This is a genomic window from Streptomyces sp. NPDC053750 (assembly GCF_044544295.1).
Taxonomy (GTDB): Bacteria; Actinomycetota; Actinomycetes; order Streptomycetales; family Streptomycetaceae; genus Streptomyces.
In genome coordinates this window covers 671,018-693,431 of record NZ_JBITXB010000002.1, presented here as the reverse complement: position 1 = coordinate 693,431, position 22,414 = coordinate 671,018, and the positions used below count along the sequence as shown (strand labels likewise).

General features: G+C 71.7%; 17 protein-coding genes. 15 read left to right on the top strand and 2 right to left on the bottom strand.

Translation table 11 applies throughout. The features are described 5' to 3' along the window. Positions 1 to 17 precede the first annotated feature (17 nt). On the top strand, positions 18 to 1,949 hold the full coding sequence (locus ACIGO6_RS08580) for a glycoside hydrolase family 127 protein (protein ID WP_399873128.1): 1,932 nt from the start codon (positions 18 to 20) through the stop codon (positions 1,947 to 1,949). Here ACIGO6_RS08580 and ACIGO6_RS08575 read toward each other — a convergent pair. Both ACIGO6_RS08575 and ACIGO6_RS08570 read right to left on the bottom strand, forming a co-directional pair. Further along, the gene (locus ACIGO6_RS08575) at positions 1,938 to 4,418 is read right to left on the bottom strand and encodes a glycosyl hydrolase family 95 catalytic domain-containing protein (RefSeq protein WP_399873126.1); all 2,481 of its coding nucleotides are present in this window, start codon (positions 4,416 to 4,418) and stop codon (positions 1,938 to 1,940) included. The two genes, ACIGO6_RS08580 and ACIGO6_RS08575, sit on opposite strands and share 12 nt — an antisense overlap. 149 nt (positions 4,419 to 4,567) lie before the next feature. Continuing rightward, positions 4,568 to 6,430 (bottom strand): right-handed parallel beta-helix repeat-containing protein, encoded by a 1,863-nt coding sequence (locus ACIGO6_RS08570; protein WP_399873124.1) that lies wholly within the window; start codon positions 6,428 to 6,430, stop codon positions 4,568 to 4,570. A 360-nt stretch (positions 6,431 to 6,790) separates the two neighbouring features. On the opposite strand from ACIGO6_RS08570, the gene ACIGO6_RS08565 reads away from it, so the two are divergent. The 14 genes from ACIGO6_RS08565 to ACIGO6_RS08500 all read left to right on the top strand — a co-directional run bounded on the left by ACIGO6_RS08565 (position 6,791) and on the right by ACIGO6_RS08500 (position 22,410). Beyond that, positions 6,791 to 7,954 carry a GntR family transcriptional regulator gene (locus ACIGO6_RS08565; protein WP_399873121.1) on the top strand — a complete coding sequence of 388 codons (1,164 nt, stop codon included), beginning with the start codon at positions 6,791 to 6,793 and terminating at the stop codon, positions 7,952 to 7,954. A 46-nt stretch (positions 7,955 to 8,000) separates the two neighbouring features. Next, positions 8,001 to 9,401, top strand: coding sequence for a glycoside hydrolase family 28 protein (locus ACIGO6_RS08560; protein WP_399873119.1), 1,401 nt, complete (start codon positions 8,001 to 8,003; stop codon positions 9,399 to 9,401). Next, positions 9,398 to 10,741, top strand: a complete 1,344-nt coding sequence (locus tag ACIGO6_RS08555) for a Gfo/Idh/MocA family oxidoreductase (protein ID WP_399873117.1) — start codon at positions 9,398 to 9,400, stop codon at positions 10,739 to 10,741. The genes ACIGO6_RS08560 and ACIGO6_RS08555 overlap by 4 nt, the downstream gene beginning before the upstream one ends. 160 nt (positions 10,742 to 10,901) lie before the next feature. Beyond that, on the top strand, positions 10,902 to 11,834 hold the full coding sequence (locus ACIGO6_RS08550; protein ID WP_399873115.1) for a dihydrodipicolinate synthase family protein: 933 nt from the start codon (positions 10,902 to 10,904) through the stop codon (positions 11,832 to 11,834). Between the two features lie 33 nt (positions 11,835 to 11,867). Continuing rightward, positions 11,868 to 13,031 (top strand): galactonate dehydratase, encoded by a 1,164-nt coding sequence (gene dgoD / locus ACIGO6_RS08545; RefSeq protein ID WP_399873112.1) that lies wholly within the window; start codon positions 11,868 to 11,870, stop codon positions 13,029 to 13,031. A 243-nt stretch (positions 13,032 to 13,274) separates the two neighbouring features. Continuing rightward, positions 13,275 to 14,510, top strand: a complete 1,236-nt coding sequence (locus tag ACIGO6_RS08540; RefSeq protein WP_399873109.1) for a mandelate racemase/muconate lactonizing enzyme family protein — start codon at positions 13,275 to 13,277, stop codon at positions 14,508 to 14,510. After that, positions 14,507 to 15,529, top strand: a complete 1,023-nt coding sequence (locus tag ACIGO6_RS08535; RefSeq protein WP_399873107.1) for a hydroxyacid dehydrogenase — start codon at positions 14,507 to 14,509, stop codon at positions 15,527 to 15,529. The genes ACIGO6_RS08540 and ACIGO6_RS08535 overlap by 4 nt, the downstream gene beginning before the upstream one ends. A 5-nt stretch (positions 15,530 to 15,534) precedes the next feature. Next, on the top strand, positions 15,535 to 16,536 hold the full coding sequence (locus tag ACIGO6_RS08530; protein ID WP_399873105.1) for an aldo/keto reductase: 1,002 nt from the start codon (positions 15,535 to 15,537) through the stop codon (positions 16,534 to 16,536). Continuing rightward, complete coding sequence (locus ACIGO6_RS08525) at positions 16,533 to 17,417, top strand: amidohydrolase family protein (protein WP_399873102.1); 885 nt, start codon at positions 16,533 to 16,535, stop codon at positions 17,415 to 17,417. The genes ACIGO6_RS08530 and ACIGO6_RS08525 overlap by 4 nt, the downstream gene beginning before the upstream one ends. Positions 17,418 to 17,444: 27 nt before the next feature. After that, positions 17,445 to 18,905 carry a hypothetical protein gene (locus ACIGO6_RS08520; protein ID WP_399873099.1) on the top strand — a complete coding sequence of 487 codons (1,461 nt, stop codon included), beginning with the start codon at positions 17,445 to 17,447 and terminating at the stop codon, positions 18,903 to 18,905. A 47-nt stretch (positions 18,906 to 18,952) separates the two neighbouring features. Beyond that, positions 18,953 to 20,218, top strand: coding sequence for an ABC transporter substrate-binding protein (locus ACIGO6_RS08515; RefSeq protein WP_399873096.1), 1,266 nt, complete (start codon positions 18,953 to 18,955; stop codon positions 20,216 to 20,218). A gap of 63 nt (positions 20,219 to 20,281) precedes the next feature. Then, entirely contained in the window at positions 20,282 to 21,133 is an 852-nt protein-coding gene (locus tag ACIGO6_RS08510) for a carbohydrate ABC transporter permease (RefSeq protein ID WP_399873093.1), read from the top strand. Continuing rightward, positions 21,130 to 21,972 (top strand): carbohydrate ABC transporter permease, encoded by an 843-nt coding sequence (locus ACIGO6_RS08505; protein WP_399873091.1) that lies wholly within the window; start codon positions 21,130 to 21,132, stop codon positions 21,970 to 21,972. The genes ACIGO6_RS08510 and ACIGO6_RS08505 overlap by 4 nt, the downstream gene beginning before the upstream one ends. Before the next feature lie 96 nt (positions 21,973 to 22,068). After that, positions 22,069 to 22,410, top strand: coding sequence for an L-rhamnose mutarotase (locus tag ACIGO6_RS08500; protein ID WP_399873088.1), 342 nt, complete (start codon positions 22,069 to 22,071; stop codon positions 22,408 to 22,410). Positions 22,411 to 22,414 lie beyond the last annotated feature (4 nt).

Here is a 22,414-nt window from a genome sequence, read left to right as displayed (position 1 = left end):
GGAACCCAGGGGAGACCATGTCGGGACCCGCGGTACCCACCCGCACCGCCCACACCGAGCACCGTCCGCTGCACCTGGAGCACACCACGCTGACCGGCGGCCTGTGGCGCCGATGGCGGGACGTCAACCGCACGGTCAGCCTGCCGCTCGCCCAGCGGTGGCTGGAGCAGGCCGGCAACCTGGCCAACCTCCGCATCGCCGCGGGTGAGGACGAGGGCCGGTACCGGGGGCCTGTCTACATGGACTCGGACGTGTACAAGGTGCTGGAGTCCGCCGCCTGGGAGCTGCAGCACGGCGGCGACCCCGGTCTGGCGGACTTCGTCGACCGGACCGCCGGTCTGCTGGAGCGCGCCCAGCAGGACGACGGTTACCTGAACTCCCACTACCAGGTGGCGAATCCGGGCGGGCGCTACACCAAGCTGGTCGACAGCCACGAGCTGTACTGCGCCGGCCACCTGTTCCAGGCCGCGGTGGCCGCTCACCGAAGTACCCCGGACGCTCGGCTGCTCACGGTGGCGCGCCGCCTCGCCGACCATCTCGTCGATGTCTTCCTGGACAGTGCGGGCCCGGGGCTGGACGGCCATCCCGAGGTCGAGACGGCCCTGGTCGAGCTGTACCGGGTGACCGGCGAGGAGCGCTTCCTCGTGCTGGCCTCCACCCTGATCGAGCGCCGCGGCCGGGGACTCGTCGGCCCGCACAAGCACGGGGCCCGGCACCGCCAGGACCACCTCCCGGTGCGCGAGGCGCCCGCGGTCACCGGCCACGCCGTACGCGCGCTCTATCTCGAGGCCGGGATCGTCGACGTCGCCGTGGAGACGGGCGACGCCTCCCTCCTCGCGGCGTCCGCGCGCCGCTGGCAGGACATGGTGGCCACCAGGACCTCGCTGACCGGCGGCCTCGGCTCGCGCCAGGTGGGCGAGGTGTTCGGCGAGCGGTACGAGCTGCCGCCGGACCTGTCGTACAACGAGACGTGCGCGTCGGCGGCGAGCATCCAGTGGAGCTGGCGGCTGCTGCTCGCCACCGGAGACGCCCGCTACGCCGACCTCGTCGAGCGCACGCTCTACAACGCGTTCGCCGCTGCCCGCTCCGCCGACGGCAGGACGTACTACAAGGGCAACCCGTTGCAGCGGCGCCCCGACCACGCCGAGGCGGTGGGTGATCCGCGCTGCCGCGACGAGTGGTTCTTCTCCGCCTGCTGCCCGCCGGCCGTCACCCGCCTGGTCGGGTCGCTGGAGCACTACGCCGCGACCACGTCCGAGCACGCCGGTGTGCCCACGCTCCACCTGCATCAGTACACCTCGATCACGCTGGCCTGCCCCTTCGCCGACGGCCGGCTGGGGCTGCGGGTGGAGACGGACTATCCCTGGCAGGGGCGCGTGGAGATCACCGTCACCGCGGCCCCCTCCGGGCCGTGGGCGCTCGCGCTGCGCATCCCGCCGTGGAGCACGCGGACCCGGGTGGACACGCCGGACGAGAAGGGCATGGCGGTCACCGCCGACGAGCAGGGGTACGCCGTGCTGCGCCGGTCGTGGCGGCCCGGCGACACCGTCGTACTGCACCTGGACCTGACACCCCGGCTGACCCTGCCGCACCCGCGCATCGACGCCGTCCGCGGCTGCGCGGCCGTCGAACGCGGGCCGCTGGTCTACTGCTTCGAGCAGGCCGACCAGGAGGACGGCGTCCCGGTCGACGAGCTGGCGCTCCCCCGGGACGCCGTGTTCGAGGAGGTCGCGCACACCGATCTGGACGGCGTCGGCCCCACCGTGGCGCTGCGGACCCGGGCGGCGGCCGTCACGGGCGCGCACGAGGCGGGGCTGCCCTACCGCACGGCCGGCGGCCCGCACGCCGCGGACACCGGCCGTCCCGTCACCGCCACCGCGGTGCCCTACTTCCAGTGGGACAACCGCGGCGACGGCGCGATGCGGGTGTGGATGCCGCTACGAGGCTGAGCGCAGCCGGTACCGGCCGCCCCGGCGCGTGGCGAAGGAGACCACGTCCTTCTCGGGGCGGTCGGCATCGGCGCCCTCGACGTCCACCGGGTGCGGGGTGCGGATCCGCAGCGGGTTGCCGAGCAGGGACCGCACCTCGGCGTGTACGACACGGCCCTCGGCCCACTCCAGGTCGACCTCGAAGCCGCCGCGGGCCCGCAGTCCCCGGAACGAACCGGCGGGCCACGCGTCGGGCAGTGCGGGCAGCAGGGAGACCTCGCCGGCATGGCTCTGCAGGAGCATCTCGGTGATCCCGGAGGTGCCGCCGAAGTTGCCGTCGATCTGGAACGGCGGGTGCAGGTCGAACATGTTGGGTGCGGTGCGGGCCGGGACCAGCAGGTTGGTCAGCCGCTTGTACGCCTCGGCGCCGTCGAGCAGCCGCGCCCAGAAGTTGATCTTCCAGGCGAGTGACCATCCCGCACCGGCCTCACCGCGCAGCTCGAGCGTACGCCGTGCCGCCGCGGCCAGTTCGGGACGGGTACGCGGGTTGATCTCCTCACCGGGGAACAGGCCCCACAGGTGCGAGATGTGCCGGCTGCGCGAGAGGGCGGCGTCCCCTTCGTAGTCCTCCAGCCACTCCTGGATCTGACCGAGGTGACCGACCTGGGTGGGGGCGAGCCGCCCGCGGGTGACGGCGGCGGTACGCCGCATGTCCGGGTCCTCGCCCAGGGCCTCGGACGCGCCCTCGAACGCGGTGAAGAGCTGCCGCAGGATCTGCAGGTCCATCGTCGGGCCGGCGCACATGCTGACGTTCTCGCCGTCGACCTCGTGGTGGCCCACCTCGGGCGAGTGCGACGGATTGGTCACCAGGTGGCCGGACTTGGGGTCTTCCTGCAGCGTGTCGAGGAAGAACTCGACGGCACCCTTCAGCATCGGGTAGTGCTGCCGCAGTGTGCGCTTGTCGCCGGTGTAGAGGTAGCGCTCCCAGATGATGCCCGCCAGCCAGGCACCACCGGTGGGCCACACCCCGTAGAAGGCGAAGTCGACCGGCGCGGTGCCGCGCCAGCCGTCGGTGTTGTGGTGCACCATCCAGCCCTTGGCGCCGTACATCTTCCGCGCGGTCTCGGCTCCGGTCTCGGACAGGTCGGAGACGAGGTCGAACAGCGGGTCCCAGCACTCCGCGAGGTTGGCCGGCCCGGCGGGCCAGTAGTTCATCTCGAGATTGATGTTGAGCGTGTACTTCGACTCCCAGGCGGGGTTCAGGCTGTCGTTCCAGATGCCCTGCAGGTTCGCCGCGTACCCCGGGCTGCGCGAGCTGGAGATCAGCAGGTAGCGACCGTACTGGAAGTACAGGGCGGCCAGCTGCGGATCGGTGTCCGGCTGCTTGCGCGCGATGCGCTCGTCGGTGGGCAGCAGGGCGGCCTCGGAGGTGCCGAGGTCGATGTCGACCCGGCCGAAGAGCGCCGCGTAGTCCTTGACGTGCGCCTCGCGCAGCACCCGGTACGGTTTGGCCGAGGCGCGCTGGAGATGGCGTCCCGCGGGCGTCTCCTGGTCGCCGTCCGCGTCGCGGTAGCTGCGGTAGCTCGTCCCCATCGAGATCAGCAGGGTCACCGCGTCGGCGCCGTCGACGATCAGCCGGCCTGACTCGGTGCGCACCGTTCCGCCGTCGGCCTCCGCCCGGGCACGGGCCTGGAAGCGCACGGCGCCCGGGCGTCCCTGCCAGGCGGTGCTGATGCCGTCGAGCCGGATGGTGGCGGCGCCGGCGGATCCCGTCGTGCTGTCCTGCGGGCTGGAGAACTCCGCCTCGAACGAGACCGAGGCACGCCGGTCGGCACTCAGCCGCATGACGATGACCTGGTCGGGCAGGCCGGCGAACACCTCACGGGTGTGACGCACCCCGTCCCTGACGTAGGTCACCGTAGTGATCGCCGTGGTCAGGTCCAGCTCCCGGTGATATTCCGTGTACTCCCCCGTCCCCGGGAACACCAGCCGCAGGTCGCCCACCGGCTGATAGGGCGCCTGTTCGCTCGGGACGCCCATGAAAGCCTTGTCGGCCAGCCGCTGCGCCGCACCCCACTGGTCGTCGAAGACCAGCCGCCTGATCTCCGGCAGCGCCTGAAGCGCACCCGGCGGGTTGTAGTCGTGCGGTCCGCCGGCCCACACGCTGTCCTCGTTCAACTGGAGGCGCTCGGTGGCCACTCCGCCGAAGACCATGGCGCCGAGCCGACCGCAGCCGACCGGCAGCGCCTCCAGCCACTCCTCGGCCGGGGCCCGATACCACAGCCGCAACGGGTGGGAGCCGTGACCGGCTCCCGCTGCGGCCGGTGCGGGGTCCACCGCGTCCGGTGCGGCGTGCGCGGTACCGGCTTCCAGCGCGACCGCCGCCGCGGATGCTCCGGCCGCTGCCAGGACGTGTCGTCGGGACAACTCGGACATGGGGGTGGCCTCCAGGTACGTCGTGAGGGCTGTGAGGTACTCGCGCCCGGGCATGGGCGGGGTCCGGCCCGGGCCCCGCCCACGCCCGGGCTTCGTGCGGCAGTCGCGCGGCGGCGCGTCCCGCGCCCACCGCGTCCCCGGGCAGCGGTCCGTGACCCACACTGCCCGGGGGAACTCATCGGATGTGGTCGGTCAGCATCCGCTCACCGGGTGGCGCCATCGGGCAGCTCGTACGGGAAGTCGGCGTTGACGCCGATCTTGTCGTACTCCATCTTCGACTTGTCGAAGCCTTCCTCCCAGTTGCCGTTCTTGACGTCGTTGCACTGGTAGCTCTGGTACGACTGGTCGGTGGTCTTGCCGACCTCGATGTCCTCGAAGGTGAACCCGCAGCCACCGGCGTCCATGTGGACACCCCGCGTGCCGCTGTCCGGCATCGAACCGTCCGGGATCACGTCACCGATGACCATCTGGCGGACGTGGTTGTCCATCGGGTACGGCTCGACGTTGTTGACGCCGTACGTGTAGAAGGCGCCCATGTCGCCGCTGTCCAGGCCGGCTTCGTCGATGCGCAGGTACTCGAAGGTGTTGTTGCGGGCGTAGTTGTCCTCGATGGCCACCTCCGGGCGCACCTCGAGGCTCACGCCGTAGCGGGCGCTGTGCTTGATGTGGCTGTGGCTGACCGTGTTGTTCCCGGTGTTCATCAGCTCGATGCCGGAGGCGTCGCCCGGCACCAGCTCACCCACGTGGGTGATGTAGTTGTTGGTCAGCAGGTGGCCGTTGGAGGTGTTCCCCTCCCCCGGGTAGGGGCCCTCCACCTTGATTCCGTCGGCGCCGATGTTCTCCAGCAGGCTGTCGCGGACCGTCAGGTGGTCGTTGGCGGCGAGCGCGTAGACGGCGTGGTATCCGGTGTCGGACATGCGCAGCCGGGAGAGGGTGACGTCCGCGCTGTTGGTCACGCCGACGGCGCCGAAGCGGTTGCGCGGCATCTCGATCTGCCGGTCGTACTCCGGGTACTTGTGCCGGTCTCCGGAGTCGCCGTCGCTGATCCAGCCGTTGCGGTACCAGTCGACGAAGTCGGTGTACTGCAGGGCGAGCCCGTCGAGGGTGATGCCCTGCACGCGCCGGTCCGGGTCGGCGCCGGCCAGGTTGAACAGCGTCTTGACCGTGGGGCGCAGCACGGTGACGTCGTCGATGTCGCCGCGGGGCTTGTAGTAGAGCTGGCCCTTCTTGAAGTCCAGGTAGTACTCGCCCGCCTGGTCCAGGAAGTCCAGGGAGTTCTGCAGGAAGTAGCGTGAGCCGCCGCGGGAGTTGATGAGCGCGTAGCGGGTCCAGTGCTTCAGTGTCATCTGGTTCTTGGCGGCGTTCCAGTCCCGGATCGGGACCGTGTCGGTGAACCAGCTCCAGCTGCCGCCCGACCAGACGACCGCCTGGGCGTTGCTGAGGTCCCAGCTCGCGTGCCAGTCACCGGGGTTGGAGTAGAGCCACTGGCGTACGGCCTCCTTCTCGGGCTCACTGAGCACGGAGGTCATGTACGGGGCCCACTCGTCGTCGGACTTGCGGTTGGGGTAGCGGGCCGTGGTGGCGCGCTTGCCGTCCTCGAAGAGGGTGTAGAAGGGACTGTCGGTGCCGACGTCGGCGCGGTAGATGCCGTCCTTGTACTCCTCCCAGCCCGTCACGGGCTTGGCACCCATCACGCGGGCCTTGCCGGGGCCGTCGTAGGAGCGGTAGACGACCCGGTGTCCGTCGCTGCCCGAGTCCCGGTCGTCGAGCGCGACGGTGCGGTCCAGCGGGTAGTCGCCCGCGCGCAGGTTGACGTTGATGTCGCAGCGCATCCTGCCGGGGCGGTTCAGGCCCTTGTCGCGGATGTGGTCGCGGGCTTTCTCGATGGTCTTGAAGGGCTGCTTCTCGGTGCCCCTGGCCTTGTCGCTTCCGTCGGGTGAGACGAAGATCTGGGTGGCCTTGCAGCCGGCCGGCTCCGCCTTGGCGTCCGGGGCGTCCAGCATCGCCCCGCTGACCAGCAGGGCTCCGGCCGCCAGCAGCAGCGGAAGTCTTGTCCTTCGTCTCACGGGTCGTACCTGGGTGGTTGGCACGAGGCCTCCTTGCCGGGCGGGATGCGTGATGTCGTTGTGGGGGTCCGTGGGGCCGGTCGACGACGTGGGACGTACCAGGTGGGGGACGTGACGTACCGGCTCGTGCCCGAGTGCGGCGGTGCCGGCGTCACTCGGGAGCCCGCGCGGGACGCGGACGTGTCGTGGACCCCGGGCGTGCGCACCGTCTAGTGGGTCACTGATCGAGCAACGATAGTTAATATGTTCGTGCCGATGTGCCGTCAATACGCGAACGTGAACCTGAAGTTGATGACGGCGGCCACGGCGTTTCCCACAGAGTCCGAGTCACAAGTTCGCGCATCCCAGGAGGTGCGGCGCATGACCGTTCCCGATCCCCCGGCGTTCGTCCGGCTGAGCGCGGAGGACCGGGCCGCCCTGACCGGCTTCTCGCAGCAGCCGCCCGGCGCGCTCCGGCTGCGCAGCCGCATCGTCCTGGCCTGCGCCGAGGGGCTGAGCAACGCCGAGATCGCCCAGCGAATCGGGGTCAGTCCCGCCACGGTGGCCAAGTGGCGGGACCGATATCTGCGCCGGGGCGTCGCCGGCCTGCGCGACGCCCCCCGCTCGGGGCGACCGCGCAGCGACGTACGGCAGGAGGCGGAGGCCCACGTGGCGGCCGTGCTCGCACAGGCCCGGGACGGCTCCCCCGTGCCCTCCACCCGCGCCCTGTCGGACACCCTGGGCCTGTCGCAGTCCACGGTCGCCCGGATCTGGCGGGAGCAGCGGGCCAGACTGCCCGAGCCGCCGGAACCGCGGAGCCGCCGACCCCGCCAGGAGGCCGGCCGGGCCGACGGCGGCCCCCTGCCGGGCGCCGCCCGCATGCCCCGCCAGTTGCTGTCCGACCACGTGTACACCCAGCTCCGCGACTGGATCGTCGGCGCCCAACTCGCACCGGGGCAGCGCCTGGTGGAGTCGGAGATCGCGCGGGACTTCGGCACCAGCCAGGCTCCCTGCCGCGAGGCGATCAAACGGCTGGCGTACGAGGGCCTCGTCATCTCCCAGCCCCATCGTGGGACCTATGTCGCGCGTGTCTCCGAGCGGCAGGCGCAGGACGTCCGGGACATCCGGGTGATGTTCGAGGAGTACGCGGCCCGCCGGGTGGCCGGCCGCCTGGACGCCGAGCACACCCGGCTGCTCACCGAGGACGTGACGCGACTGCGCCGGGCGGCGGCCAAGGACGACATCGGCGCTTTCCGCGACGCCGACATGTCATTTCACCGCCATGTGTGCGAGGCTGCCCGGAACGCGGCGCTGATCCGCCTGTGGCGCATGATCGAGTCCAGCCTGTGGGACCTGCACGTCCTGGGCGACCCGCGCTACGCCGGCGGCTGGGGTGCGATGGCCGAGCACCACGCGGAACTGCTGGACGTCCTGCGCTCCGGCGACCCCGACGTCGCCGGTCCGATGTTCGCCGACCACGCCGCGGGCGAGGCAGCACGCTACCTGCCCGACCAGTCCGGGACCGGCACTCCGCCCGGGCAGTGAAGCGACCGACCACCACCTGCGCACCACCTCACCGAGGGGCACCAGCATGAGTGATCCGGCACGCAGACAGCTTCTCCGCCTCGGCGCCCTCGCGGCCGCCGCCGTCCCCCTGGCCCACGCCACCGGCGCGGCCGCGGCCGGGCGGGGCCGCCCGCACTTCCCCGACGCCTGGTTCCCCGTCACCGACCACGGGGCCGTCGGCGACGGCACCACCGACTGCACGGCCGCCATCCGGGATGCCGTCCGGGCCTGCCACGCCGCCGGCGGCGGGCACGTCCTGATCCCCGCGGGCCGCTGGGCGACCGGCGCGATCCATCTGCTCAGCGGTGTCGACCTGCACGTGGCCGAGGGCGCGACCGTGCTGTTCAGCACCGACCCGGCCGCCTACCTGCCGGTCGTGCGGACCCGCTGGCAGGGCATCGAGGTCCACAACTACTCTCCCCTGATCTACGCCTACCGGCAGCACGACATCGCGGTCACCGGCCGCGGGACCCTGGACGCGCGCGCCGACAACGCGCACTGGTGGCCGTGGAAGGGCTCCGGTCAGTACGGCTGGAAGCCCGGCATGCCCCACGAGCGTACGGACTGGGCGACCCTGGAGCAGTGGGGCGCCCAGGGGGTCCCGGTGGCCGAACGCGTCCTGGGCGCCGGGCACTACCTGCGGCCGAGCTTCATCCAGCCCTACGCCTGCCGGAACGTCCTGATCGAGGGCGTCACCCTGCGCAACTCCCCGTTCTGGAACATCCACCCGGTGCTGAGCCGCGACATCACCGTGCGCGACGTGCGGGTCGAGTGCGAGGGCCCCAACAGCGACGGCTGCGACCCCGACTCGTGCGAGAACGTCACCATCGAACGCGTCACCTTCGCCACCCACGACGACTGCATCGCCGTCAAGTCCGGCCGTGACGAGGACGGCCGACGGGTCGGGGTGCCCTCCCGGCACATCCGCATCCAGGACTGCGTCTACCTCAGCGGCGGAGCCGCGGTGGCGATCGGCAGCGAGATGAGCGGCGGCGTCTCGGACGTGGTCGCCCGGCGGCTGTACCTGCCGGCCGACCCGGACCTGGGCGAGGCCTCCGTCGCCCAGGTCCTCAACGTCAAGTCCACCCCCACCCGGGGCGGTTACGTACGGGACATCCGCGTCACGGACGTCGATGCGCCGGCCTGGACGTACGTCCCCTTCGAGGTGACCTTCCAGTACGCGGGCGGCACGGACGGGGATCAGCCGGCCGAGGTGTCCCGGCTGTCGGCGGAGCGCTGGTCGGTGGGCGGCCGCTGCGAGTACCCGGTACGCGTCCGTGCGCTCCCCGAGGCACCGGTCACCGACATCCGCCTCGACCGGCTCGCCTTCAGGGACGCCGCGCAGGACATGCTGCTCCAGTCCGTCGGGGACCTGTCGGTGCACCGCGTGACGGTCAACGGCCGGCCGGTGGGAGGTGCCGCATGACGACGGACCGTCCGGCCCGTGCCGTCGTGGTCGGCACCGGCTCCCGCGCCCAGTTGTTCACCACCGCCCTGGCCAGGCGTCCGCACCTGCGGGTGGCCGCCCTGTGCGACCCGAACCCGGCGCGGATCGCCCATCACCAGCGGCTGCTCGGCCAGGCGGGCGAGCCGGAGGCGGCGGCCTGGCGCCCCGGCGACTTCGAGCGACGGCTGCGCACCGACGGCATCGACGAAGTGGTGGTCACCACGGTGGACGCCCAGCACGACGCGTACATCGTGCCGGCGCTCCGGGCCGGCTGCCGGGTGGTGACGGAGAAGCCGATGACGACCGATGCGGCCCGCTGCCGCACCATCCTGCGCACGGTCGAGGCCACCGGCGGCGCACTCGCCGTCGCCTTCAACTACCGCTACAACCCGGTGCACGCGCGCGTACGCGAACTGCTGGCCGGCGGTGCGGTCGGCGACGTCCTCTCCGTGCACTTCGAGTGGCTCCTCGACGTGCGGCACGGCGCGGACTACTTCCGCCGCTGGCACCGCGAGAAGCAGTCCAGCGGCGGCCTGATGGTGCACAAGTCGAGTCACCACTTCGACCTGGTCAACTGGTGGCTGGACGCACGGCCCGAGGAGGTCTTCGGGTACGGACGGCTGGGCTTCTACGGCCGCGAGGCGGGCGAACGCCACGGCAACCGCCGCGACTACGAGCGCGCGCACGGCGACCCCCGGGCCGCCGGCGACCCGTTCGCGCTGCGGCTCGCCGAGAACGAGGCCCTGCGCTCCCTCTACCTCGACGCCGAGCAGCACGACGGCTATGTGCGGGACCGCAACGTCTTCGGTGACGGCATCACCATCGAGGACGACATGGCCGTGCTGGTCCGCTACGACACCGGGGCCACCATGACGTACCACCTGACCGCCTACGCCCCGTGGGAGGGATACCGGGTGATGTTCAACGGAACCGGCGGTCGCCTGGAGTTGGAGGTCGAGGAGAGCCGCTGGCAGCCGGCACGCCTGCGCTCCGTCTCCGGCAGGGGCGCCATCCACGGCGACAAGGCGATGGCGAACGCGGGCGGTCCCCGGATCCAGGTGCGCCCGCTGTGGCAGGAGCCCTACGACGTCCCGCTGCCCGGCTACGACCACGCGGGCCACGGCGGCGGCGACGAGCGCATGCTGCGGGCGCTCTACGGTCCCGCCGACGCCCCACCCGGGGAGGGCCCGGAGTCCACGGACGCCCCGGCCACCGCGCGCGACGGTGCGCTGGCTCTGGTCACCGGCCTCGCCGCCAACGAGTCGTTCGTCACCGGCGCCCCCGTGGCCACCGACTCCCTGGTCCCGCTCGGGCCCTGACCGGTCGGCCGGCCGCGAGCGGTGAACGCACGACGAGGCGCTCCCGCCCAGTGCCCCGTGCGCCGGGGCGCTGCTAGCCTGTGCATGGCATTCCCCTGGTATGCCATGCATGAGCACAGCGCAGACGGAAACGGCCGACCAGCCCCGGGCGGGAGCGAACATGCACAGAGCACAGGTGGATCTCAGGCAGGCACTTGCGGGGGTCGTCGCGATCCCGGTGACCCCCTTCGACGCCCAGGACCGGGTCGATCAGGCGGCATACCGGAGGATCGTGCGACGCATGCTGGACGAGGGAGTCCGGACCGTGACGCCGGGCGGGAACACCGGCGAGTTCTACAGCCTGGACGAGTCCGAGCGCCGACTCGTCGTGGAACTGACCGTCGCGGAAACCGCCGCGTCCGTCGCGTCTGTCGCGTCCGGCACGTCCGCGCACGTCGTGGCGGGCGTCGGCCACGACGTGGCGACCGCCGTACGCCAGGCCCGTCACGCCCGCACCGCGGGCGCCCACCTGGTCATGGTGCACCAGCCGGTTCACCCCTACGTGTCCGACGACGGCTGGATGGCCTATCACCGCGCGGTCGCCGAGGCCGTGCCGGAGTTGGGTGTGGTGCCCTATGTCCGCGATCCGTTGCTCGACGCCCGGTTGATCGGGCGCCTCGGCGAGCTGTGTCCCAACGTGGTCGGGGTGAAGTACGCGGTGCCCGATGCCGCGCGCTTCGCCGCCGTGGCCCGCGACGCCGGGCTCGAGCGGTTCGTCTGGGTCGCGGGCCTGGCCGAGCTGTACGCGCCCGCCTACTGGGCGATGGGCGCGACCGGTTTCACCTCCGGTCTGGTGAACGTCGCGCCGCGCCTGTCCCTGGAGCTGCTCACGGCCCTGCGGGACGGGGACGGCCGTACGGCCATGACGCTGTGGGAGCGGATCCGGCCCTTCGAGGAGCTCCGCGCGCACCGCAGGTCCGCGGACAACGTCGCCGTCGTCAAGGAGGCGCTGGCCCAGCTCGGTCTGTGCCGCAGCGATGTGCGTCCCCCGTCCCACCCCCTCGACGAGGCGCGCCGCCGGCAGGTCCGGGACGCCGTCGCCGACTGGAAGTAGTCCGCGGACTGCTGCGGGCAGAAGGGAAACGCCTTGCTGATCAGTGACATCACCGCGTACAGCGTGCCGCCCCGCTGGGTCATGGTCCGGGTCACCACCGACACCGGCGTCAGCGGCTGGGGCGAGGCCCTGCTGTCCAAGCGGCGGCGGGCCGTCCTCGGTGCCGTCGCGGACCTGGCCGACAACCTCGTCGGCGCGCCCGCCGGCCGGATCGAGGAGCTGTGGCACCGGATGCGGCGGGGAGCCTTCTTCCGCGGCGGACCGGTGCTGGCCACCGCGGCGGCGGCGATCGAGCAGGCCCTGTGGGACATCAAGGGGCGCACGCTCGGCGTCCCCGTGCACGAACTGCTCGGCGGTCCGGTGCGCGACCGCACCCGGGTGTACGCCTGGATCGGCGGTGACCGGCCGGGCGACGTGGTCGCCGGGGCCCGCGCCCGGGTCGCGCAGGGGTTCACCGCGGTGAAGATGAACGCGACGGCCGAGCTGGACCACATCGCGGGCGCGGCGGAGGTGGACGCGGTCGTCGCCCGGGTCGCGGCCCTGCGTGAGGAGTTCGGCACCGGCCTGGACGTCGCGCTGGACTTCCACGGCCGGGTGCACCGGTCGATGGTGCGTCCGCTGCTGCGGGAGCTGGAGCAGTTCCGGCTGCTGTGGGTCGAGGAACCTCTGTCGCCGGGCCACGAGGACCTGCTGCCCGAGGTGGCCCGCGCGGCCGGCGCGACCCGCCTCGCCACGGGCGAACGCCTCACCTCGCGCTGGGAGTTCCGCACCCTGTTGCAGCGCGGCGGGGTCGACATCCTCCAGCCCGACGTGTCGGTGACCGGCCTCGGCGAACTCGCGAAGATCTGCCACCTCGCCGAGGCCTACGACGTCGCCGTCGTCCCGCACTGCCCCAACGGGCCCGTCTCGCTGGCCGCCTCGCTGCAGGTGGCCGCCGCGTGTCTGAACGTGCCGCTGCACGAGCAGAGCCTCGGCCTGCACTACAACACCGGATACGCGGGGTTGCCCCGGGGCGAGATGGCCGACTACCTGCTGGATCCCGCACCGCTCGTTCCCGTGGACGGGGCCCTCGCGGTGCCCGCCGGGCAGGGCATCGGTGTCGAGGTCGACGAGGCGGCCGTACGGCACAAGGACACCGGCTGGCGGCACCCCGATGCGCAGTGGCGCCACCCCGACGGGCGGATCGCGGAGTGGTGACCCTCCGTCCGCTCGGCGCCTCTTGGCTTTCGCCGCAACCGCTTACCGCCGACCCCTGTCAACTCATCACTTGTATGATACGTTACGACTAGTTGAGGGCGCGGTTCGGGGCCTCCCCTGGCGGCCGCACAGCGCCGTTCCCCGTCCGCACGACGCGCGCCCCGACCCACTCACCCTCTGCGCCTCCCGAACACCTGGCGCGGGGTCAGGAAGCGGTGGCACCAGCACAATGAGGGGGAGCAGATGAAGATCACCGGCTACCGGACCCTGCGGACGGTGCACCACTGGGGCCGCCCCGTCGGAGACGCCAACGGCTTCGTCGCCGGCGGAGTCACAGAGGTCCCGGTGCTGCTGCTCGAGACCGACGGCGGTCTCACCGGAGTTGGCCTCGGCGCCCACGCGGACGCCCACCGGATCTTTCCCGCCGTCGACGGCCAGGACCCGCGCGCCGTCACCGCGTTGTACGACCGGATGCTGGCCCACACCTTCAAGAGCGGCCACGCCGGTGCGACCTTCGGCACCATCGGCGCCTTCGACATGGCGCTGTGGGACCTCAAGGCGAAAATGGCCGACGAACCACTGTGGCGCACCCTCGGCGCGGCGGACCGCTTCGTGCCCGGCTACGCCTCGGGGCTCGACATCGCACTGGACGACGAGGAGTTGGTGACGCTGTACTCCGGCTGGGCCGAGCGCGGCTTCACCGGCGCCAAGATCAAGGGCGGTCTGGACACCGAACGCGACGTCCGGCGCCTGGGCGCGGTCGCGGAGGTGCTGCGCCGCAACTCCCGCTCTCCCGCCCTGATGCTCGACGTCAACGAGACCTGGGGCAGGCACCAGGCCGTGCGGCTGCTCGCCCGGATCGAGGACCGGGTCGAGCTGGCCTGGATCGAGGAGCCGGTGCGCCGCTGGGACGTGAAGGGCAACCGGGCCGTGGGCCGGGCGTCCCGCACCGCCGTCGCCTCCGGCGAGAACCTGACCGGACTCGAACAGTTCCGGCCCCTGCTGGCCGCCGACGCCGTGCAGGTGGTGCAGACCGCCGGCGTCTGGGGCATCACCCACTTCCTGCGGGTCGCCACCCTCGCCCACGGCCACGACCTGCCGGTCAGCCCGGTCGGCTACGAAGCCAACCCCCTGGCGCACGCTGCCGCCGCCACCCCCAACCACCTGGTCACCGAGGTACAGGACACGGGGTTCCCGGTCGGGCTCACCGTGGACCAGGTGATCGCGGACGGCGGCATCGTCCTGGGCGACACCCCCGGTCTCGGCATCACGGTCGACGAGGCCGCCGTCGCGGAGCTGGCCGGGGCCACCGGCTGGTCCCACCCCGACGGTCCCCACGTACGTCCCAGAGTCGCCGGTCTGCGGCTCGTACCGGAGCCCGGCCGGGCGTCTCCCGCCGGCGGTGCCGCACCGGACGGCCCCGGCTCCGTCGACCGCCTTGCGACCAGCGAGCGCACAGAGAGGCAGAGCACGCCGTGACGCGACCCCGCGCCGTCTTCGCCATGAACCCCCGGCGGCTGACCCGCGCCCTCTTCGACGACGACGCGCTGGCCCGGCTGCGCCGCGCCGCCGACATCGACACCGAACTCGTCCTCGGCGAACTGGACTCCGAGCGGTCCCGGGACGCGCTGGCCGACGCCGAGATCCTCATCGCCGGCTGGGACGCGCCCGTCGTCCGGGCCGCGCATCTGCCGTACACCTCGCGGCTGCGGGCCGTGGTCTACGCCGGCGGGGTCGCCGCGACCTGCCTGGAGGACCCGGCGGAGCTCGCCTCGCGCGGGGTGGTCGCGGCCAACGCCCGCGCCGCGAACTCCGGGCCCGTGGCCGAGTACACCCTGGCGATGATCCTGCTCGCCAACAAGCGGGTCCTCGTGGGCGAGCGGCGCTACCGCGCCTCCAGGACCCTCCCGGACCACGTCACCACCCACACGGGGCAGGGCAACTACCGTCAGACGGTGGGCATCGTCGGCGCCTCCACCGTGGGCCGCGCCGTGCTCGCGCTGCTGCGCCCCTTCGATCTGGACGTCCTCCTGTACGACCCCACGGTCACACCGGAGCAGGCCGCCGGCCTCGGCGCGCGCCTGGTACCGCTCGACGAACTGATGGCGAACAGTCAGGTGGTCTCCCTGCACCAGCCGCTGACTCCCGAGACCCGCGGTCAGATCGACGCGGGGCGGCTCGCCCTGATGCGGGACGGCGCGACCCTGGTGAACACCGCGCGAGGCGCCGTCGTCGACCAGGACGCCCTGATCGCACAGGTGCGCACCGGCCGCATCGACGCCGTGCTCGACGTCACGGACCCGGAGCCCCCGTCGGCCGACAGTGAGCTGTGGACGCTGGAGAACGTCGTGCTCACCCCGCACCTGGCCGGTTCTCTCGGGGGTGAGCTGCATCGCATCGGCGATGCCGTCACCGAAGAGGTCGAGCGGTTCGCGGCGGGCCGGCCGTTCGCCCACCCGGAGGCGCTGGCGGCCCGTACCGGTACGAGGGTGGGGTGAGACCGATGCGCTCCCACACCCCCGCACTGACCGAACTCGGTCTGGGTACTGCCCAGTTGGGCAATCTCGCCGGACCGGTCAGCGAAGAGGACGCCCTGGGTGCCGTCGACGCGGCCTGGGACAGCGGCGTGCGCTACTTCGACACGGCTCCGCACTACGGCCTCGGACTGTCGGAACGCCGGCTCGGTGCCGCTCTCGCGCGGCGCCCGCGGGCCGAGTACACCGTGTCCACCAAGGTGGGCCGGCTGCTGGTGCCCAGCCCGGGGACCGCGCACCTCACGGACGACGAGGGGTTCGCGGTGCCGGCCGCGTTCCGCCGCAGCTGGGACTTCGGCAGGGACGGGATCATCCGCTCCCTCGAGGACAGCCTCGACCGCCTCGGCCTCGACCACGTGGACGTCCTCTACCTCCACGATCCCGACGACCACTGGGAACAGGCGTCCACCACCGGCATCGACACGCTCGTCGAACTGCGCGACCAGGGGCTGGTGAAGGCGGTGGGCGTCGGCATGAACCAGGCCGCGATGCTCACCGAGTTCGTCCGCCGCTGCGACGTCGACCTCGTCATGGTGGCCGGCCGCCACACCCTGCTCGACCGGTCCGCGCAGGAGGAGTTGCTGCCGCTCGCCCAGGAGCGCGGGGTGGGTGTCGTCGCCGCCGGTGTCTACAACTCCGGCCTGCTCGCGACGGCCCGCCCCCTGGCCGACGCCACCTACGACTACGTACCCGCCTCCCGCGAGCTGACCGACCGTGCCGCCGCCCTCGCGGAGGTCTGCGAGCGCCACGGCACCACCCTGCCGGAAGCCGCCGTCGCCTACCCCCTGCGGCACCCCGCGGTCGGGTCGGTGGTGCTCGGCGCCCGCGACGCCCACCAGGCCCGCACGAACGCGCGCCGTCTCGCGGCCGGCGTACCCGACGCGCTCTGGGCCGAACTGGCCCGCCTCGGCCTGATACCCGACGGCTGCGCGTCACCCGCCACGTCGGGGACCGGAGGGGAGCGGTCATGACCGTCATAGACGCCCACCAGCACGTCTGGGACCCCGCACTCGCCCCGTACGACTGGCTGGGGCCCGCGATGGCGCCCGTCGACCGTGCCATGCGGTTCGACGACGTCCGCCCGGCGCTCGCCGCGGCCGGGGTCACCGCGACGGTTCTCGTACAGGCCGCCGACCACGACGCGGACACCGACCACATGCTGGCCACCGCCGCCGCACACCCGCAGGTCGTGGCTGTCGTCGCCTGGGTCCCGCTGGACGACCCGGACCGCGCCCGGGCCCGCCTCGCCGTACTGCGCCGTGACCCGCACGTGGTGGGCGTACGCGCCCTCGTCCACGAGATGACCGACCCGGACTGGATCCTGCGCCCCGACGTCGGCGAGGGACTCGCCCTGCTCGCCGAGGCAGGACTGACCTTCGACTACGTCACCTCCTCGCCCGCAGCCCTGGCCCATGTACCGGAACTGGCGGCCCGGCACCCCGGACTGCGCCTGGTCGTCGACCACCTCGGCAAGCCCCCGGTCGGCGGCGCCCCCGGAGACCGGGCCGACTGGCACAAGCTGATCGCCGCCGCCGCGCGGCACCCCAAGGTCCACGCCAAGGTGTCCGGGCTCTACTCGGCCTGCGGTGCCCTCGACTCGTGGACCACCGACGAGGTGCGCCCGTTCGTCGAGGACGCGCTGGAGCTGTTCGGCCCCGACCGGCTCATGTACGGCGGCGACTGGCCGGTCTCGCTGCTGGCCGGAGGCTACGCACGCACCTGGGAGGCCTGTCTGGAGCTGCTCTCCCCACTGGACCCCGACGACCGCGCCGCCGTGCTCGGCGGCACGGCCGCCCGCTTCTACCGCATCGACCCCACCCTGCTGAACGCCGCTCGCGACACGGCCGTGTGACCCGATCCGGAAGGAACGCCGAACGCCATGGAACACCACACCACCACGCCGGACACCGTCACGCCCGACACCGCCGCGCTGGCCGGCTGGCTGCACAGCTGGGTGACGGACGAAGGGGCGATCAACGGCTTCCACAACCACAGCGTGTGGGGCACCAACCCGGCCACCTTCCTGGACTTCACCAGCGGGCACACCACCTTCGCGGGCCCGGCCGTCGGCGCCTGGGCCCAGGCCCTGGCCGCGCAGCCCGACGAGCGGGGCATCGCCCTGCTGCGCCGGCTGCTGCGCTACCAGTCCACCGAGACGCAGCCCGACGGCCAGTACCGTCACATCGGCTTCCAGGTCGGCGAGTCCGCGACCCACGGCCTCATCCACAACGCCGTCGCGAGCCTCGGCATGCTGCTCGCCGTGCGCCACGCCGGCCATCTGCTGCCCGCCGACGAGGTGGCCCGCGTCCTGGCCGCCGTGCGGCGCAACCTGGACGCCTGCGAGATCTACGGCGGAGGGCGACCCGGCGAGGACGGTACCTGCAACCAGGAGTACGCCCGCGTCTGGGTCAAGCAGCTCTACACCGAGCTGAGCGACGACAAGACCTACGCGGACGAGATCCCCGAGGACCTGGCCGAACTGATCCGGCTCTTCCACCACCGGGGTGTGCCCGACCAGGACAGCGCCGGCACCTTCCGCACCGTGCGGGACCGCACCGAGGGCGGCATCCTGGAGCCGGCCGAGTACTACGGCCTCATGATCGTCCCCCTGGTGCTCGGCCACCGCGCCCAGGGCGACCCGGAGCTGCTCGCCGAGGCGCGGCGGCTGTGCCGGCACGTGGCCCGCTCGGCCTGGACCGACGACACCGGCGCCACCCGCTTCCACCGCTACTGGTACGTCCGGGGCGACCGCGCCCTCAAGACGGACACACCCATGCTGATCGCCGGCATGGGCCTGACCCTGTACGGCATCCACGAGGTGCTGGCGGAAGGTCCGGACGCCGAGTTGGAGGCCTTCACCGAGGCCTGTCTCGCCACCTACGCCGGCTATCAGACGCCGGCCGGCTACTTCGCCTCCGCGAGCGGCTGGCACAACGAGGCGGACATCGCGCCCAGCACCGCCTGGCACGCCCACGACCTGATGTTCCTGATGGCCAGGCTGGGCCCGGGCGACGCCTTCTGGGACCGGGTCACGGCGCCCTACGAACGGCAGTCGGTCCTGGTCAGCGACCGCGCCTACTGGGCCGAGTCCGGTGCCCACTGGTGCGTACGCAGCCCGCTGACCGCGGGGGACCTGCACCTCTACGGCCGCAAGGACCGGGACACCTTCGCCCGGGAGTTCTTCGCCTGGACCGACCGGGAGCCGCTGCCCGAGGAGCTGCGCTACCCGGACGTTCCCGAGTTCTTCGTCGCGGACGACGGCATCTACCGCGTCGACCGCGGCAAGGCACCCACCGACATCACGGCCGTCGGCCCCCTGCCCTACCGGGGGCGGCTGTGAGGCTTTCCCCATCGAGGACACGATCGAGGAAAAGAGAGACGACAATGATGTCAGCCCACAGAGGGAGGCGGGCGCGCGGTGCCGCGTTCGCCGCCGCGGTCCCGCTGATGCTCGTCGCCGCCTGCTCGTCGGGCGCCGGCTCGGCCGGTGGCGAGGACGGCGAGATCCGGATGATGGTCAATCTCACCGACAACCTCGACCAGGCCTACTGGGAGAAGCTGGTCAAGCCGTTCGAGGACAAGACCGGTCTGAAGGTGAAGATCGAGGGCCCGACCGGCAAGTCCGTCGCCGAGTCCTTCCCCCAGCAACTGGCCGCGGGCACCGCGCCCGACGTCATCCAGTCCATCTTCCCGGACGACGACACGGCACCCGAGCTGGTCGACCTCAGCGACGAGCCCTGGGCCAAGGGCACCCCGATGTTCGACGAGTACGCCATGGGCGACAAGCACTACGCGGTCGGCGTCGGCACCCAGACCCAGTCGCTGATCTACTACAACAAGAGCGCGTTCGAGAAGGCCGGCATAGCCGAGCCCCCCACGACGTGGGCGGAACTCGCGGACGGCCTGGCCAAGTTGAAGCAGGCCGGCTTCACCCCCCTGCAGACCGCCGGGGACTTCCAGACCGGCCTCCAGCTCCAGCAGATCTACCACCCGACACTGAACCAGCTGCACCCCGAGTGGCAGACCTCGGTGGCCGACGACAAGCTCACGGTCGGTGAGGCGTACGAGCCGGCGTTCCAGATGTACGCGGACTGGATCGACAAGGGCTACATCACCAAGAGCGACGTCGGTCTCAGCCCCTCCCAGGCGGACGGCAACTTCACCGCGGGCAAGGTGGGTCTGTACACCAACGGCAGCTGGTTCGCCGCCACGCTGAACCAGGTCAAGGACCTCCCCTTCGAGGTGGGCGTGTTCTCGCCGCCGGCGGCGGACGGCACGTCCTACCCGGGGCCGCAGGGCGCCACCATGGCCAACCCCTACATGGTCCACCAGGGTGCCGCCGACGCGGACGGCGCCAAGCAGCTGGTGGAGTTCCTGGTCACCGACCCGGCGGCCATCGAGGCACAGCTCGGCTCCGACGGGGTGTTCCGCAAGGACGCCGACCGCGAGCAGACCGCCGTCGACTCCCAGATCCAGGCCATCCTCAACGACGCCCCCGAGCTGGTCGCCGTCGGTGAGGGACAGGGCAACGTCCGGCTGCCCGTGACGGGCTTCAACCCGAAGTTCACCGAGGTCGCGCAGAGCCTCTACACCGGAGCGAGCCCGGCCGACGCCGCCAAGGCCATCGACCAGTGGGTCGACGAGAACCGCTGACCCATGGGCCGTCAATCTCCTTCGAGGTCGCGGGGATGGCGTGACGCGGGCGCCCGCGTCAGCATGGTCGTCCCCGCGGTCCTGATCTACGTCGCTCTGCTGGTCGTACCGGTGATCTACGCGTTCTACTACAGCTTCACCGAGTACAACGGATTCCCCACCCGCGTCCCGGAGTTCGTCGGTTTCGACAACTACCGTACGGTCTTCGGATCCAACGACATGACCGGCACCATGGTGGTCACCGCCGTGGTGGCCGTGGTGGGCGCGGTCTCGGTCAACCTCGCGGCGCTGGGGCTCGCGTTGCTGCTGCAGCGCACCAACCGGTTCAACACCTTCGGCCGGGTGGTCATGTTCTACCCGCACGTGCTCAGCGCGTTGGTGGTCGGCTTCCTGTGGCAGGCGATCCTCGGGCCGCAGGGCGTGGTCAACACCATGCTGGAAAAGGTCGGCACCGACAGCCTGCCCTTCCTCAGCGACCCCGACTGGGCCCTGTGGTCGATGATCCTCGTCATCGTCTGGTCGCTCTTCGGCGTCCAGCTGATCCTCTACCTGGCGGGCCTCCAGGCGGTGCCGGCGGACCTGCTGGAGGCGGCGAGGATCGACGGGGCGGGCAGGTGGCAGACGTTCCGTGCCGTCACCTGGCCCTCCCTGGCGTCCACGGTGACGGTCGCCGTCATCACCTCGGGCATCTCGCTGCTGAAGACGTACGACGTGGTCGTCTCGCTGACCGGGGGCGGTCCCGCGGGATCCACCAAGACCCTCGCCTACTCGATCCTCGCAGTCTCCTTCCCGCAGCGGGACATCGGCGTCGCCTCGGCCCAGGCCGTGCTGCTGATCCTCGCGGCTGCGGTCCTGGCCATCACAGTCCTCGTGCTGCGCAGGCGCGCCGAGGACGACGCGGAGTCCATCGGATGAAGAAAGCACTCACCCCGGCCGCCACCGCACGGGTGGCGTTCATCTCCCTCGTCTCCCTCGGCATGCTCGTGCCGATGTACCTCCTGGTGGTCAACACCTTCAAGAGCCAGCAGGAGATCCTCGCCAACCCGTTCACCCTGGACTTCGGCACGGCGACCTTCCAGCACCTCGCGGACGCCTGGAACAACCCCGACTTCAGCATCCTCAAGGGCTACGGCATCACCCTCGCGCTGGTGCTGTGCGTGAACGCCCTCGCCATGGCGGTGTGCGCGCCCGCGGCGTACGTGCTGGCCCGCACGCCGAAGCCGATCTCACGGCTGCTGCTGTTCTTCTTCATCGCGGGCATGTTCATCCCGACCCAGGTGATCCTGGTGCCGGTCATCTTCGTGCTGCGCGCCATCGGTCTGATGGGCACGCTGCCCGGGCTCATCCTGTTCATGACGGCCACCACCGTCCCGTTCACGCTGTTCGTCTTCTTCGGCTACATCCGGGTGCTGCCCAGGTCGCTGGACGAGGCGGCGGCCATCGACGGGGCCGGCAGGTACTACACGCTGTGGCGGATCATCCTGCCGCTGATGCGACCCGTCATCGCCACGGTGTTCATCCTGAACTCGCTCAGCGTCTGGAACGACTTCGCCAGCCCGCAGATGATCCTCGGTCCCGGCAGCGGCATCTACACCGTCACCACGGGTGTATACGCGGCTGTCGGCCAGTACTCCACGGACTACACGAAGGTGTTCCCGACGCTGCTGCTCGCGGTGATCCCGATCCTGGTCATTTTCGTCGTGATGCAGCGCCATGTCATGAGCGGCCTGGCGGCCGGAGCGGTCAAGGGATAGACCCGAGCCACGGGAGGCCCGGCGCCCTGCGCCCGGCCCGGCCTCGTGCCGTGCCGGTCACCAGTGATGTCCTGCCCCGCAAAGGAGTGAGCGGCCATGCCCGCACCCCGTACACCCCGCCGTGTCGCGTCCGTGATCCGGCTGCGCCCGGAACACGCGGAGCGCTACCGGGCACTGCACCGGTCCGTCCCGCAACCGGTGCTGGACACCCTCTCGCGCGCCCACGTCACCAACTACTCCATCTTTCTGCGCGACCACACGCTGTTCGCCTACTTCGAGTACACCGGCGACGACTACGCCGCCGACATGGCCGCCATCGCCGCCGATCCGGAAACCCGGCGCTGGTGGACCCTCACCGACCCCTGCCAGCAGCCCGTCGACTCGGCGGAGCCCGGGGAGCGGTGGGTGACCGGCGAAGAACTCTTCCACCTGGACTGATCAC

What these genes read in the sequence shown, in the direction of transcription:
- ACIGO6_RS08580 (WP_399873128.1), top strand. Translation starts at nt 18, where the DNA reads ATGTCGGGACCCGCGGTACCCACCCGCACCGCCCACACCGAGCACCGT.
- ACIGO6_RS08575 (WP_399873126.1), bottom strand. Translation starts at nt 4,418, where the DNA reads ATGCCCGGGCGCGAGTACCTCACAGCCCTCACGACGTACCTGGAGGCC.
- ACIGO6_RS08565 (WP_399873121.1), top strand. Translation starts at nt 6,791, where the DNA reads ATGACCGTTCCCGATCCCCCGGCGTTCGTCCGGCTGAGCGCGGAGGAC.
- ACIGO6_RS08560 (WP_399873119.1), top strand. Translation starts at nt 8,001, where the DNA reads ATGAGTGATCCGGCACGCAGACAGCTTCTCCGCCTCGGCGCCCTCGCG.
- ACIGO6_RS08555 (WP_399873117.1), top strand. Translation starts at nt 9,398, where the DNA reads ATGACGACGGACCGTCCGGCCCGTGCCGTCGTGGTCGGCACCGGCTCC.
- ACIGO6_RS08550 (WP_399873115.1), top strand. Translation starts at nt 10,902, where the DNA reads ATGCACAGAGCACAGGTGGATCTCAGGCAGGCACTTGCGGGGGTCGTC.
- ACIGO6_RS08540 (WP_399873109.1), top strand. Translation starts at nt 13,275, where the DNA reads ATGAAGATCACCGGCTACCGGACCCTGCGGACGGTGCACCACTGGGGC.
- ACIGO6_RS08530 (WP_399873105.1), top strand. Translation starts at nt 15,535, where the DNA reads ATGCGCTCCCACACCCCCGCACTGACCGAACTCGGTCTGGGTACTGCC.
- ACIGO6_RS08525 (WP_399873102.1), top strand. Translation starts at nt 16,533, where the DNA reads ATGACCGTCATAGACGCCCACCAGCACGTCTGGGACCCCGCACTCGCC.
- ACIGO6_RS08520 (WP_399873099.1), top strand. Translation starts at nt 17,445, where the DNA reads ATGGAACACCACACCACCACGCCGGACACCGTCACGCCCGACACCGCC.
- ACIGO6_RS08515 (WP_399873096.1), top strand. Translation starts at nt 18,953, where the DNA reads ATGTCAGCCCACAGAGGGAGGCGGGCGCGCGGTGCCGCGTTCGCCGCC.
- ACIGO6_RS08510 (WP_399873093.1), top strand. Translation starts at nt 20,282, where the DNA reads ATGGTCGTCCCCGCGGTCCTGATCTACGTCGCTCTGCTGGTCGTACCG.
- ACIGO6_RS08505 (WP_399873091.1), top strand. Translation starts at nt 21,130, where the DNA reads ATGAAGAAAGCACTCACCCCGGCCGCCACCGCACGGGTGGCGTTCATC.
- ACIGO6_RS08500 (WP_399873088.1), top strand. Translation starts at nt 22,069, where the DNA reads ATGCCCGCACCCCGTACACCCCGCCGTGTCGCGTCCGTGATCCGGCTG.